Origin of the sequence: Roseateles sp. (assembly GCF_039595595.1) — a bacterium.
Taxonomy (GTDB): domain Bacteria; phylum Pseudomonadota; class Gammaproteobacteria; order Burkholderiales; family Burkholderiaceae_C; genus Roseateles.
Window position 1 is genome coordinate 103435 of sequence record NZ_JBCNLG010000010.1, and the last position, 14123, is coordinate 117557.

The following is a 14123-nucleotide window of genomic DNA, read 5'->3' on the forward strand; positions in this document are numbered from 1 at the left end:
GGTCGAGTCGCCGGTGTCGGGGTCGTGACGATCAGGCCGGCTCATCGGGGTCACTGGCCCGCTCGAGCCGCGCGATCTCATCGCGCATCGCCAGGCGCTGCTTCTTGAGTCTGCGCAGCGTGAGTTCGTCGCAGGGGGCCGCGGCGATCGCGTCGGAGGCCAGGGCTCGCGGACCCGCCGCGGCGACGACGCCCAGCGCGGTCATCAGCGCGTCGATGCGCCCGTCCAGCTCGGCGTGCGCGATGCGCAGCTCGATCAGGCGCCGGGCGGGAGAGTGAAGTTGTTCATCCATAAACGGGGAACCACTCGACCGGAAGGCCGAGCGGCGCGATTATAGTTTTGGGATGAGTCGCACTACCCCAGGCTTTCGCCTCAGCGCCGCCACCGGCATCCATCGCGGCGATCGTCTGTACCAGCAGGATCAGGTCCAGGTCATCGCCCATCCGCGCCAGAGCGGCTGCATGCTGGGCATCGTCGCCGACGGCATGGGCGGCAAGAGCGGCGGCCGCAAGGCCGCGGACCAGGTCATCCTCACCGCGCAGCAGCTGTTCGAGCGTTTCGTCCCCGGCGAGGAGGACGAGGCCGAGCTGCTGCGCCAGATCGTCTCCGAAGCTCATCTGATGATCCGCCTGACGGCGATCTCCGCCGAGGAGGAGCCGCACAGCACGCTGGCCGCCTTCCTGCTCACCGCCGACCGGCGCTGCTTCTGGATCCACACCGGCGACTCGCGGATCTATCTCTTCCGCGGTCCCAACATGGTGACGAGATCGCTGGACCAGTCCTACGTGCAGCGCCTGGTCGACGAGGGCCAGATCACCGAGGACGAGGCGCTCGTCCATCCGCAGTCGAACCTGCTGACCGCCTGCCTGGGCACGGTGCAGGAGCCCACGCCGGTGGAGTCCTACATCGAGCACCTGGAGCACGGCGACAGCCTGATGGCCTGCAGCGACGGCTTGTGGCACTACTTCACCCCGGCCGAGCTCGGCACCGTGCTGCACAGCCTGCCGCCGCGCGATGGCGCGGAGCTGCTCGTGAACAAGGCGCGCCAGCGCGCCAAGGGCACCGGCGACAACCTGTCCATCGCCATCGTCCGGCTGGATCCGCTCGAGTAAACGCACTCGAACCGCCGAACTCTCCTTTCACCATGAAGAACGCCGGTCCGAAGACCGGCGTTTTGCATGGCGCTGAGCGGCTCAGTGCTTGGGCAGCGCGCGGATGTCGGAGGCCGACGGTGTCGGCAGATGCGCGGCGGGCGGCTTGGCGTTCTTGGCGCCGGCCGCCGCGGCCGACGCCGCGGAGGCCGCCTTGTCGGCGTACCGGGCCTGCATCTGGCTGGCCTTGCGCTGGCGCTCCTGGGCCTTCTCGCGGCGCTGCGCGGCGGCTTCCCGGCGCTGGGCGGCTTCCGCCTTGGCCTCGGCCTCCTGCCGCGCCTCGCGGCGCTGATGCAGCTCGGGATTCGCGCGCGGCGCGCGGGCCATCGGCGCGACCGGCACGACCGGCGCGGCCGACGCGGCCTCGCGCACCGACTGGGTCTTGCGCTGGGCCTCGTCCGCGGCGGCGTCGCGCTCCTTCTGCTGCACGCGCTCCTTGGCGGCGGCGGCGCGGCGCTGACGGTCCTCGGCGTTGACCTGGTGCTCGGCGCGGTCCAGCGGGCGCAGCGCCCGGATGCGCTCGTTGCGGGCGTCCTCGAGGCAGCCGGTCACGACGAAGCGCGCATTGCACTCGCGCACCTGGGCCTGGTAGGCCTGTTCGATGCGGGCGCGGGCCGCGTCGATCTCGGCGCGGCTCATCTCGGCGGCGCGCGCGGCCGGCGGCGCGGCGCACAAGGCGCCTATCGCGACCGGCGTGATCGCCGCGGCGGCAAGGACGGAGCGGAAAGTCATGGCCGCGATCATCGCATCCGCCAGCGGCCGTTCCGAGGAACTTGCCGCCCGTAACTTCCCTGTGAGGTCTTCGTGAATTCGCAGCGATGCCGCCGTGATTTCGCCTTTGTTCGCCTCAGCCAATCAGGTCAGCCGCGTATCGACCTCGCGGCGCTCCAGCTCCAGATACTCCTTGGACTGCATCTCCTGGAGCCGCGACACGGTGCGCGGGAACTCGTGCGCGAGCGGACCCTCGGTGTAGAGCTGCTCGGCCGGCACCGCCGCCGAGATGATCAGCTTCACCCGCCGGTCATACAGCACGTCCACCAGCAGCGTGAAGCGGCGCGCCTCGCTGGCCAGCCGTGGCGGCATCGCGGGCACGTTGGACAGGATCAGCGTGTGGAACTGGGTCGCCAGCTCCAGATAGTCGTTCTGCGAGCGCGGACCGCCACACAGCTCCGAGAAGTCGAACCACACCACGCCGCCGGCGCGGCGGCGCGAGCGGATCTCGCGATGCTCGATGTGCAGCAGCGGGTCTTCGTCGCGCGCCTCGGCCAGCGACTCGAAGGCGGCCGTCAGCGCCTGCTCGGTGTCGGCGTTCAGTGGCGTGTGATAGAGCTCGACGTGCTCCAGCGAGCGCTGCCGGTAGTCGGTGCCGTTGTCGACGTTGATGACTTCGAGATGCTGCTTGAGCAGCTCGATCGCCGGCAGGATGCGGTCGCGATGCAGCCCGTTCGGGTAGAGCCCGTCGGGATGGAAGTTGGACGTCGTCACGATGGACACGCGGTGGCGGAACAGCGCGTCCAGCAGGCGGTACAGGATCATCGCGTCGGTGACGTCGGCGACGTGGAACTCGTCGAAGCAGATCAGCCGAAAGCGGCGCGCGATGCGCTTGCCCAGCTCCTCCAGCGGATCCTGGATGCCCTTGAGTTCCTGCAGCTCGCGATGGACCTCGCGCATGAACTCGTGGAAGTGCAGCCGCGTCTTGCGCGTCAGCGGGACCGCCTGGAAGAAGCAGTCCATCAGGAAGCTCTTGCCGCGGCCGACACCGCCGAACATGTACACGCCGCGCGGCAGCGGCGGGCGCACCAGCAGCTTGGTCACCGCGTTGGAGCGCCGCGCCTTGTAGTCGGCCCATTCGTCCTGGCAGCGCTGCAGCGCGGCCACGGCGCGCAGTTGCGCCGGATCGGCGGTGTAGCCGCGTTCGGCCAGGGTCTGGTGGTAGAGCTCGGTGACGGTGGTCATGCGGCGGCTGTCGGGTCGGGACGGTCAGGGGGACTCAAGAAAAAAGGGGCGACTCCCGCCGCCCCTTCCCTTGCGTCCGTTGCGCTTCGAGCCAGGGCTCAGAAGTTCAGCGTGCGCTTGTCGATGGCCAGCGCCGCTTCCTTGGTCGCTTCGCTCAGCGACGGATGCGCGTGGCAGATGCGGGCGATGTCCTCGGCCGAGGCCTTGAACTCCATCGCCACCACGGCTTCGGAGATCAGCTCCGAGGCCATCGGGCCGATGATGTGCACGCCCAGGATCTCGTCGGTCTTGGCGTCGGCCAGGAACTTGACGAAGCCGGTCGTGTCACCCAGCGCGCGCGCGCGGCCGTTGGCCAGGAACGGGAACTGGCCCGCCTTGTAGGCCACGCCGTCCGCCTTGAGCTGCTGCTCGGTGCGGCCGACCCACGCGATCTCGGGGCTGGTGTAGATGACCCACGGGATGGTGTTGAAGTTGACGTGACCGTGCTGGCCGGCGATGCGCTCGGCGACCGCGACGCCCTCTTCCTCCGCCTTGTGCGCCAGCATCGGGCCGCGCACGACGTCACCGATCGCCCAGACATTGGGCAGGTTGGTCTTGCACTCGTCGTCGACGACCACGGCGCCGCGCTCATCGAGCTTCAGGCCGACGGCTTCCGGGTTCAGGCCGATGGTGTTGGCGACGCGGCCGATCGAGACGATCAGCTTGTCCACCGCCAGCGTCTGCTCGGCGCCCTTGGCGTCCGTGTACTTCACGGTCACGCCGGACTTGCCGTTCTCGACGGACGTGATCTTCACGCCCAGCTCGATGTTCAGGCCCTGCTTCTTGAAGACCTTGGCGGCTTCCTTGGCGACGGACTCGTCGGCGGCGCCCAGGAAGGCGGGCAGCGCTTCCAGGATCGTCACTTCCGCGCCCAGGCGGCGCCACACCGAGCCCATTTCCAGGCCGATGACGCCGGAGCCGATCACGCCCAGCTTCTTGGGCACGGCCGGGATGCGCAGCGCGCCGTCGTTGGACAGGATGTTGGTCTCGTCGAACGGGGCGCCCGGCAGTTGGCGGGCGTTGGAGCCGGTGGCGACGATCACGTGCTTGGCCGTGATGGTCTCCTCGGCGGCGCCGGCGACCTTGATCTCGTACGCGCCGTCCTTGGCTGCCACGAAGGAGCCGCGGCCGTGGAAGAACGTGACCTTGTTCTTCTTGAACAGGTAGAGGATGCCGTCGTTGTTCTGTTTCACGACGGTGTCCTTGCGGCCGATCATCTTGGCGATGTCGATCTTCAGGTCGCTCATCGAGATGCCGTGGTCGGCGAAGCCGTGGCTGGCGTGCTCGAAGTGCTCGCTGGACTGCAGCAGCGCCTTGGACGGGATGCAGCCGACGTTGGTGCAGGTGCCGCCGGGAGCGGGACCGCCCTTGTCGTTTTTCCACTCGTCGATGCAGGCCGCGTTGAAGCCCAACTGCGCCGCGCGGATCGCCGCGATGTAGCCGCCGGGACCGCCGCCGATGACGACGACGTCGAATTGCTTGCTCATTTCTGAATTCTCTCGAGTCTGAAAATACCTTGATATCCGACAGCGCCGATGAGTTCAGCGGCCGGGACGTCGATGCGCCGGGCGATCTCGAAGTCTTCGCGTTTGGACCCGCTCACGGAACAGAACAGTTCCACCAGCGGGTCGCCCGCGTTCGTCGAGTCAATCAGCGGATGCGTTCCGCGTTCCCGCGAACAGACGGCGGTAAGCGGCTGGCCGGACGGGTTCTTGCAGATCACCGCCAGATCGTTCTGGTAGCAGTCCAGCGGTGGACGGGCAGACGCAAACAGACCATCCAGCTTTGCCCGCTCGATGTCGGCGACCTTCACGAAATACCGATCGCTCGAATGTTGCGACTGGAAGTGCGAGCGGCAATCCGCGGCGGAAACGGCTTGTATCCCGTCCAGCACTTCGCGGTCCTGTGCCGGCACGCCCGACAACACGATGCGCAGCTCCGGGAGCGGCGCGCCACCATGCGTCTTGACCCACGACATCCGGTACTCGCCCTCGATCGCGCATCCGAACGCAGGCGGGAGACACGCGAAGGCGCCGAGGGCTACCGCCCCCAAGGTCTTCGTCATGGCCCGCCTGGCGTCCATCACAGGTCGAACAGCAGACGGGCCGGATCTTCCAGCGCGTCCTTCATGGCGACCAGGCCCAGCACGGCTTCGCGGCCGTCGATGATGCGGTGGTCATAGGACATCGCCAGGTAGTTGATCGGACGGATCACGATCTGGCCGTTCTCGACGACGGCGCGGTCCTTGGTCGCGTGCACGCCCAGGATGGCCGACTGCGGCGGGTTGATGATCGGGGTCGACAGCATCGAGCCGAAAGTGCCGCCGTTGGAGATCGAGAAGGTGCCGCCAGTCATCTCTTCGATGCCGAGCTTGCCTTCCTGGGCCTTCTTGCCGAACTCGGCAATCTTCTTCTCGATGTCGGCGAAGCTCATCTGGTCCGCGTTGCGCAGGATGGGCACGACCAGACCGCGCGGCGAGCCGACGGCGATGCCGATGTCGAAGTAGCCGTGGTAGACGATGTCATTGCCGTCGACCGAGGCGTTCAGCACCGGGTACTTCTTCAGCGCGTGGACCGCGGCCTTGACGAAGAAGCTCATGAAGCCCAGCTTCGTGCCGTGTTCCTTGGTGAAGCTGTCCTGGAACTTCTTGCGCAGCTCCATCACCGGGGCCATGTTCACTTCGTTGAACGTGGTCAGGATGGCGTTGGTCGATTGCGATTGCAGCAGGCGCTCGGCGATGCGGGCGCGCAGGCGGCTCATCGGCACGCGCTGTTCCGGGCGGTCGCCCAGGTTGGCGGACACCGGCGCGGCGACAGCCTGCAGCGGCGCCTTGGCCGGAGCGGCCGGGGCCTGCACCGGGGCCGGGATCGTGGCCGGCTTGGCGCCGCCTTCGATCGCGCCCAGCACGTCGCCCTTGGTCACGCGGCCATCCTTGCCGGTGCCGGCCACCGAGCCGGCGGCCAGGCCGTTGTCAGCCATGATCTTGGCGGCGGCGGGCATCGCGACGCCGGCCTTGCTGTCCGACGAGGCCGCGGCAGCCGCCGGCGCGGGAGCCGCGGCGGCAGGCGCCGGAGCGGCAGCGGCCGGCGCGGCGGCGCCCGCCTTGCCTTCGGAGTCGATCTTGGCGATCACCTGGTCCGAGGTGACGGTGCCGCCGTCGGCGACGACCAGCTCGGCCAGCACGCCGGCGGACGGGGCCGGCACTTCCAGCACGACCTTGTCGGTCTCGATCTCGATCAGGATTTCATCGATGGCCACGGCTTCGCCGGGCTTCTTCTTCCATTGCAGCAGCGTCGCTTCGGCGACCGACTCGGACAGCTGGGGGACTTTGACTTCAACGATTGCCATGATGTTTGTTCTCTCTTACTTGGTCAGCACGAAGCCCTTGAGCTTGCCGAAAGCCTGTTCCAGCAGCGCCTTCTGCTGTTCCTGATGCAGGTGGGCGTAGCCCACCGCCGGCGAGGCCGAGGCCGGACGGCCGGCGTAGCCGAGCTTCTGGCCATCGGCCATGTTCTCGTGGATGTAGTGCTGCACGAAGAACCAGGCGCCCTGGTTCTGCGGCTCGTCCTGGCACCACACGATCTCGGCGAGGTTCGGGTACTTCTTGAGCTCGGCCGCGAAGGCCTTGTGCGGGAACGGATACAGCTGTTCCACGCGCACGATCGCGACGTCCTTCTTCTCGCCGCGGGCCTTCATCAGGTCGTAGGCGACCTTGCCCGAGCAGGCGATCACGCGCTTGACCTTGCTGGCGTCGATCTCGGCGTTGACCTCGCCGATCACGGTGCGGAACTCGCCCTTGGTGAACTCGCTCACCGGCGAGGTGGCGTCCTTGGCGCGCAGCAGCGACTTCGGCGTCAGGATGACCAGCGGCTTGCGGAACATGCGCAGCATCTGGCGGCGCAGCAGATGGAAGATCTGCGAGGCGCTCGTCGGCTGGACGATCTGCATGTTGTTGTCGGCGGCCAGCTGCATGAAGCGCTCCAGGCGGGCCGAGCTGTGCTCGGGGCCCTGGCCTTCATAGCCGTGCGGCAGCATCATCGTCAGGCCGTTGGCGCGGCCCCACTTCACTTCGCCGGAGGCGATGAACTGGTCGATGACGACCTGCGCGCCGTTGACGAAGTCGCCGAACTGGGCTTCCCAGATCGTCAGCGTCTGCGGGTCCGCGGCGGCGTAGCCGTACTCGAAGCCCAGCACGGCCTCTTCCGACAGGATCGAGTCGATCACGACGAACGGGGCCTGGCCTTCCGCGACGTTCTGCAGCGGGATGTAGGTCCCCTCGTCGAAGCGCTCGCGGTTCTGGTCGTGCAGCACGGCGTGGCGGTGCGTGAACGTGCCGCGGCCGCAGTCCTCACCGGACAGACGCACCGGGTAGCCCGAGGCCACCAGCGACGCGAAGGCCATGTGCTCGCCCATGCCCCAGTCGACGTTGATGTCGCCGCGGCCCATGGCCGCGCGGTCGGCGATGACCTTCTCCACCAGCGTGTGGGCCTTGAAGCCGGCCGGCAGCGTGGTGATCTTCTCGGACAGGCGCTTCCACTCGGCCACCGGCAGCGCGGTGTCGCAGCTGTCGGTCCACTTCTTGCCGAGGAACGGGGTCCAGTCGGTGGCGTACTTGCTCTTGAAGTTGGTCAGCACCGGGTCGACGGTGTGACGGCCTTCGTCCATCGCCGCGCGGAAGGCCTTGACCATGCCGTCCGGACCGTCGGCGTCCATCACGCCCTGGGCCACCAGCTTCTCGCCGTACAGCTTGCGCGTGCCGGGGTGCTGGGCGATCTTCTTGTACATCAGCGGCTGCGTCAGCGCGGGCGTGTCCTGCTCGTTGTGACCCAGCTTGCGGAAGCAGACGATGTCGACGACCACGTCCTTCTTGAACTGCTGACGGTATTCCAGCGCCAGCTGCGTGCACAGCACGACCGCTTCCGGATCGTCGCCGTTCACGTGCAGCACCGGGGCCTCGATCATCTTGACGACGTCGGAGCAGTACAGCGTCGAGCGCGTGTCGCGCGGGTCGCTGGTGGTGAAGCCGATCTGGTTGTTGATGACGATGTGGACCGTGCCGCCGGTGTAGTAGCCGCGGGTCTGGGCCAGCGCCAGCGTCTCCATCACGACGCCCTGGCCGGCGAAGGCCGCGTCGCCGTGCACCAGCACGGGCAGCACCTGCTCGCCGGTCTTGTCGCCGCGGCGGTCCATGCGGGCCTTGACCGAGCCCTCGACGACCGGGTTCACGATCTCCAGGTGCGAGGGGTTGAAGGCCAGGCTCAGGTGGACCGGGCCGCCGGGGGTGGTCACGTCGCTGGAGAAGCCCTGGTGGTACTTCACGTCGCCGGACGGGAGGTCCTCGGGGGCGGTGTGGTCGAACTCGGCGAACAGGTCCTTGGGCATCTTGCCCAGGGTGTTCACGAGCACGTTCAGGCGGCCGCGGTGGGCCATGCCGATCACGATCTCCTGCACGCCCTTGATGCCGGCGCACTTGACCAGCTCGTCCATCGAGGCGATGAAGCTCTCGCCGCCTTCCAGCGAGAAGCGCTTCTGGCCGACGTACTTGGTGTGCAGGTAGCGCTCCAGGCCTTCGGCGGCGGTCAGACGCTCCAGGATCTGCTGCTTCTTCTCGGCCGTGTAGGTCGGCTTGCTGCGGATCGCCTCCAGGCGTTCCTGCCACCAGCGCTTCTCGGTCGGCTCGGTGACGTGCATGAACTCGGCGCCGACGGAGCCGCAGTAGGTGTCACGCAAGGCCTGCACGATCTCGCGCAGGGTCATGCGCTCGGCCTTGGTGAAGTAGGTGTTGGTCGCGCTGAAGGTGCGGTCCATGTCGGCCTCGGTCAGGCCGTAGGACGCGGGATCCAGCTCGGGAATCTTGGGACGCTCGGTGCGCTTGAGCGGGTCCAGGTCGGCCCAGCGCGAGCCCAGCGTGCGATACGCGGCGATCAGCGACTGGACGTGCACCTGCTTGCCGGCCACTTCGAGCTCGGCGGAGGACACCTGGTTGTTGAAGGCGTTGGCCTTGGCGCGCTGCGCGAAGGACTCGATCACCGGCGCATGCGCCACGTCGCGCTTGTCGCTGCCGTCCACCGCGGGGACGTGCTGCAGCGCGTCGAAATAGGCGCGCCAGTTGTCGGGCACGGCGCCCGGGTTGTCCAGGTATTGCTCGTACATCTCCTCGACGTAGGGAGCATTGCCCCCGAACAGATAGGAGTTCGAGCTGTATTGCTGCATCATCTTTCGCTCACCTCTGCCCCGGCTTCCGGAGCGATCGGCTGGTTAACAAACCTTCCGCGACACGGCTTGACCGGTTGGCGGATTGCGACCCGCCTTTGCTGTTGCCAGAAAAGGGGACGGGAAGGACCTGAAGTCACAAGCGCAGGACTGTAGCACCACGCCGCTTCCGCCGTTGTTGCGGGTTCGCCCAATTGTTGTGCGGGCTGTCCATCACTTGAATCAAGCAGGCGGCAGGTCAAACCATACAAACGTTTGCGATGCGATAGCCCATAGAAGTAGACTGCGCGCTGGCGTACCGCCCCGAGATTGAATGGCGGACTGCCCGGGACCACAGGAGATCCCACATGCAAGTTCGAGTCGTCGACTACCGCGCCGCGGATGCGGCCGAGCAATTCACCCGCTCCCTGCACGAGACAGGCTTCGGCGTCCTGGTGAATCACCCCCTGCCGCAAGACCTGGTCGAGAAGATCTATGCCGACTGGCTCGGCTACTTCAACAGCACCGAGAAACATGAGCTGGCGTTCTCGAAGGAGACGCAGGACGGGTATTTTTCGACCGAGATCTCGGAGACGGCCAAGGGGCACACGCAGAAGGACATCAAGGAGTACTTCCACATCTATCCGTGGGGGCGGATTCCCGCGTCGCTGAAGGACGACGCGATGCGCTACTACCGCATCGCCAATGATCTGGCGGCGGAGCTGCTGTCGTGGGTGGAGGCGCATACGCCGGCGGAGATCGCGAAGAACTATCGCGAGCCGCTGTCCAACATGATCAAGGACAGCCGGCTGACGCTGCTGCGGGTGCTGCGGTATCCGCCGCTGACGGGGAATGAGCCGGAGGGTTCGTTGCGGGCGGCGGCGCACGGGGACATCAATCTGCTGACGATCCTGCCGGCGGCCAATGAGCCGGGGCTGCAGGTGCAGGCCAAGGATGGGAGCTGGGTGGATGTGCCTGGGGATTTCGGGATGTTGATCATCAACATCGGCGACATGCTGCAGGAGGCGTCGCAGGGGTATTACCCGTCGACGCAACACCGCGTGGTCAATCCGACGGGTGAAGGTGCGAAGAAGAGCCGGGTGTCGCTGCCACTGTTCCTGCATCCGCGGGAGGACGTGGTCCTGTCGGACCGTTACACGGCGCACGAGTACCTGGAGGAGCGCCTGAGAGAACTGGGCGTCAAGACGTAAGGCTGGACGCCTTGAGACAGAGGCCCCTTCCCTTGCGGGACGGGGCCTTTGTACTTGGAGCGCGCCCCACGATCTTTCGAGAGCCGGCGGCGCCGGTGCCCCTCGGAGCGAACCCTGGACCGCAGGGAAGACTGTGAGCGCAGAGGGGCACCGGCGCCGCCGGCTCTGCGCTCGGTCGATCAAAGGCTCTTGATGGGCACCACGTCCTTGCCCTTGAACCCAAACACGGTGACTGCGGACGACTTCAGGTCATGGCGCTCGTCATAGGCGTACTCGCCGGCGACCCCGGTGAACGAGGACTTCGCCAGGTGTTCGCCGATCTTCTTCGGATCGGTCGACTGTGTCGCCTCGATCGCGCCCGCCAGGAGGTAGGCCCCGTCATAGAACGATGCCGCGTAGGTCAGCGGATCGCGCTTGAATTCGGCCTTGTACTTTTCCATGAATTGTTTGCCCTTGGCGCTGCGGTCGATGAGCGCGCCGCCCTGGGTGCAATAGACGTTCATGTCGCCGGAGACCTGCGACAGCGTGGCGGTCTCGGTCGAGCAGATCCCGTCGCCGCCGAGCAGGGGGGCGGTGATGCCCAGGCCGCGCATCTGGCGCAGCATCGGGCCGCCCTGGGCCGAATAGCCGCCATAGAACACGGCGTCTGGCTTGGCGGCCTTGACGGCGGTCAGGATGGAGCTGAAATCCGTGGCCTTGTCGCTGGTGAATTCCTTGGCCACGACCTTGATGCCCAGCTTGGCGGCCTGCGCGGTGAACTCTTGGGAGACGCCCTGGCCATACGCTGTGCGGTCGTCGATGACGGCCACGGTCTTGACCTTGAGATCCTGGGCGGCGTAGACGGCCATCTTGGCGCCGAGCTGGTTGTCGGTGGCGCCGATGCGGAACAGGTTGGTCTGGTTGGGCTGCTGCGTGATGCGCGGGTTGGAGGCCACTGTCAGGACGATGACGCCGCCGTCGGAGAACACCCGCGACGCGGGCATGGTCACGCCCGAGTTGTACGGTCCGAGGACGAACTTGATCTTCTTGTCGACCAGAGCCTGCGCCACCTGCACGCCCTGGCGCGGATCGGCGCCGTCGTCGTTGACGTCGAGTTCGAGGATCACGGGCTTGCCGCCCACCTTGACGCCCTTGGCGTTCAGTTCCTTGATGGCCAGGGCCGCGCCGTCGCGGTTGTCGATGCCATAGCCGGCCTGTGGGCCGGTGACGGGGCTCATGAAGCCGATGCGCACGCGTTCCTGGGCTTGGCAGCCGAGCGCGGCGAAGCTGGCGGCGAGCGCCAGCGCTTTCAGGGTGGTCTTGTTCATGGTTGTCTTCCTCGGTAAGGGAGACCGCGAGTCTACGAAGAAATGGCATGTCGCCCGACCACGTCTACAGTGGCGCATGTCCCGCGCTTCCTCCGGCCGCGTCATCTGGGTCCAGCCCGAGGCGCCTCCCAAGCCCGCTGTCGGCGAGCCGTGCAACGGCTGCGGTGTGTGCTGCCTGGCCGAGCCCTGCCCGCTGGGCGCGGTGGTCAGCCTCAAGCGCCATGGGGCTTGCCGGGCGCTGGTCTGGTCCGAGTCGCAGCGCCAGTACCGCTGCGGCATGCTGGTCCATCCGACGCGCTATGTGGGCTTGCCCACATGCCGGCCCGACGGCCTCGTCAACCGGCTGATCCGGCGCTACGCGCGGCGACTCATCGCCGCGGGCATCGGCTGCGACGCGGAACTCGAACCCCAGGGCGCTCCATCCGAACCTGCTCCGCCCACCCGGCCCCCGGAGAAGCGCTAAGCAACGCCTGGCCCCAGCGGGTCTAGCATCGCCCGTGCATCGCCTGACCCAGGCTTCACGGAGGCCCCCCATGTCTCGCACCCCGAGAGATTCCCGCTTCGTCCGCGCCCGCGTGGCGCTGTCCCTGGCGATCGCGCTTGGCGCATCGGCCGCCGTGTCCATCGCGCAGGCCGTGCCGTTGCGCTGGGCCGCGCAGAACGATGTGCTGACGCTGGATCCGCACTCGCAGGACCACACGACCACCACCGCCATCCTGCAGCACGCCTACGAGGGCCTGACCCGCTACAGCGAGGACTGGGAGATCGAGCCCTGCCTGGCCACGAGGTGGACGGCGATCAGCCCGACGCAGGTGCGCTTCGAGCTGCGCAAGGGCGTGAAGTTCCACGATGGCTCCCCGTTCACCGCGGACGACGTGATTTTCAGTTTCAACCGCATCCGCCAGCCGCAGGGCACGATGCAGATCTACGTCACCGGCATCAAGGAGATCAAGAAGATCGACGACTTCACCATCGATCTGATGCTGGACTCGCCGCAGCCGATCCTGCTGCGCAACCTGATCGACTTCCGGATCATGAGCAAGGCCTGGTCCGAGAAGAACAAGGCGACGCAGATGGCCGATTACAAGGCCAAGGACGAGAACTACGCCAGCCGCCACGCCGCCGGCACCGGCCCCTACGAGATCACCTCGTGGCAGCCGGACCAGAAGGTCTCGATGGTCATCAACAAGGCGTGGTGGGACAAGAACAAGGGCAACATCACCGAGGTCAGCTACATCCCGATCAAGTCGGACCCGACGCGGGTCGCGGCGCTGACCTCGGGCGACGTGGACCTGCTGACCGACGTGCCGACGCAGGACGTCGGCTCGCTGAAGGCGGACAGCAAGCTCAAGACCATCGACGGCCCCGAGACCCGCACCATCTTCTTCGCGATGGACCTGGGCAGCGACGAGCTGCGCGGCTCGTCGGTGAAGGGCAAGAACCCGTTCAAGGACGTCCGCGTGCGCGAGGCGCTGTCGCTGGCCATCGACCGTGAGGCCATCAAGCGCAGCATCATGCGCGGGCTGTCGGTGCCGGCGGCGCTGATGGTCGCGCCCGGCGTGCACGGCTATGACGCGGCGCTGGACAAGCCGCGCGCGCCCGACATCGCCAAGGCGAAGAAGCTGCTGGCCGATGCCGGCTATCCCAGCGGCTTCGAGGTCCCGCTGAACTGCCCCAACAACCGCTACGTCAACGACGAGAAGGTCTGCCTGGCGGTGGTGTCGATGTGGAGCAAGATCGGCATCACCGCGCGGCTGACCGCGCAGCCGATGTCGCAGCACAGCCAGCTGTTCCAGCGCTTCGAGGCGCCGCTGTACATGCTCGGCTGGGGCGTGTCCACGCGCGACGCGCTCTACGCGATGCAGGCGCTGGCGCGTACCCGCAGTGGCGGCGCAGACGGCAGCTTCAACTTCTCCAAGGTCAGCGATTCCGAGCTCGACAAGCTGATCGACGCGGCCAAGAGCGAGATCGATGTCGCCAAGCGCGATGCGCTGCTGCGCGACGGGCTGGTGCGGATCCGCGATCAATATCTCTTCATCCCGTTGCACCACCAGGTGCGCCCGTGGGCGATGCGCGCCAACCTGCAGACGCTGCATCGCGCCGACGACCGGCCGCAGGCGCGCTTCACGACGATCAAGTAGCGCCTCGCATTTCCTTCCTCGCCGACCGGATTTGCCGGCCCGTCCTTGGGGCAATCCCCGAGGCCGGGCCGGTCGTCCATGGGCGCGTCCGCGGCTAGCATCCAGCGACTTCACGTCTTCTTAACG

Annotated in this window: 12 protein-coding genes; 4 read left to right on the top strand and 8 right to left on the bottom strand. The window is 67.1% G+C overall.

What is annotated here, in order from left to right; translation table 11 throughout:
• Window positions 1-31: 31 nt before the first annotated feature.
• On the bottom strand, window positions 32-292 hold the full coding sequence (locus tag ABDW61_RS14315; protein ID WP_343639535.1) for a YdcH family protein: 261 nt from the start codon (window positions 290-292) through the stop codon (window positions 32-34).
• A 52-nt stretch (window positions 293-344) separates the two neighbouring features.
• Here ABDW61_RS14315 and ABDW61_RS14320 point away from each other — a divergent pair, with 52 nt between their 5' ends.
• Complete coding sequence (locus tag ABDW61_RS14320; RefSeq protein ID WP_343639536.1) at window positions 345-1112, top strand: protein phosphatase 2C domain-containing protein; 768 nt, start codon at window positions 345-347, stop codon at window positions 1110-1112.
• Between the two features lie 81 nt (window positions 1113-1193).
• Here ABDW61_RS14320 and ABDW61_RS14325 read toward each other — a convergent pair whose 3' ends face one another.
• From ABDW61_RS14325 to ABDW61_RS14350, 6 genes are all read right to left on the bottom strand, one after another.
• Entirely contained in the window at window positions 1194-1883 is a 690-nt protein-coding gene (locus ABDW61_RS14325) for a hypothetical protein (RefSeq protein ID WP_343639538.1), read from the bottom strand.
• Between the two features lie 123 nt (window positions 1884-2006).
• The gene (zapE, locus tag ABDW61_RS14330) at window positions 2007-3107 is read right to left on the bottom strand and encodes a cell division protein ZapE (RefSeq protein ID WP_343639540.1); all 1101 of its coding nucleotides are present in this window, start codon (window positions 3105-3107) and stop codon (window positions 2007-2009) included.
• Window positions 3108-3205: 98 nt separating this feature from the next.
• Window positions 3206-4633 carry a dihydrolipoyl dehydrogenase gene (lpdA, locus tag ABDW61_RS14335; protein WP_343639541.1) on the bottom strand — a complete coding sequence of 476 codons (1428 nt, stop codon included), beginning with the start codon at window positions 4631-4633 and terminating at the stop codon, window positions 3206-3208.
• Window positions 4630-5211 (bottom strand): hypothetical protein, encoded by a 582-nt coding sequence (locus tag ABDW61_RS14340; protein WP_343639542.1) that lies wholly within the window; start codon window positions 5209-5211, stop codon window positions 4630-4632. Before ABDW61_RS14340 ends, lpdA begins: the two co-directional genes overlap by 4 nt.
• Window positions 5212-5228: 17 nt before the next feature.
• The gene (gene odhB / locus ABDW61_RS14345) at window positions 5229-6494 is read right to left on the bottom strand and encodes a 2-oxoglutarate dehydrogenase complex dihydrolipoyllysine-residue succinyltransferase (protein ID WP_343639543.1); all 1266 of its coding nucleotides are present in this window, start codon (window positions 6492-6494) and stop codon (window positions 5229-5231) included.
• A 15-nt stretch (window positions 6495-6509) separates the two neighbouring features.
• Window positions 6510-9362, bottom strand: a complete 2853-nt coding sequence (locus ABDW61_RS14350; protein WP_343639544.1) for a 2-oxoglutarate dehydrogenase E1 component — start codon at window positions 9360-9362, stop codon at window positions 6510-6512.
• Window positions 9363-9706: 344 nt separating this feature from the next.
• Here ABDW61_RS14350 and ABDW61_RS14355 point away from each other — a divergent pair, with 344 nt between their 5' ends.
• A complete protein-coding gene (locus ABDW61_RS14355; RefSeq protein ID WP_343639545.1) occupies window positions 9707-10549 on the top strand; it encodes a 2OG-Fe(II) oxygenase family protein in 843 nt (280 codons plus the stop codon).
• A 179-nt stretch (window positions 10550-10728) separates the two neighbouring features.
• On the opposite strand, the gene ABDW61_RS14360 is transcribed toward ABDW61_RS14355, so the two are convergent.
• A complete protein-coding gene (locus ABDW61_RS14360; RefSeq protein ID WP_343639546.1) occupies window positions 10729-11856 on the bottom strand; it encodes a branched-chain amino acid ABC transporter substrate-binding protein in 1128 nt (375 codons plus the stop codon).
• 76 nt (window positions 11857-11932) lie between these two features.
• Here ABDW61_RS14360 and ABDW61_RS14365 point away from each other — a divergent pair, with 76 nt between their 5' ends.
• Window positions 11933-12319: a hypothetical protein gene (locus ABDW61_RS14365; protein ID WP_343639547.1), complete on the top strand. Its 387-nt coding sequence runs from the start codon at window positions 11933-11935 to the stop codon at window positions 12317-12319.
• Between the two features lie 70 nt (window positions 12320-12389).
• Complete coding sequence (locus ABDW61_RS14370; protein WP_343639548.1) at window positions 12390-13997, top strand: ABC transporter substrate-binding protein; 1608 nt, start codon at window positions 12390-12392, stop codon at window positions 13995-13997.
• Window positions 13998-14123 lie beyond the last annotated feature (126 nt).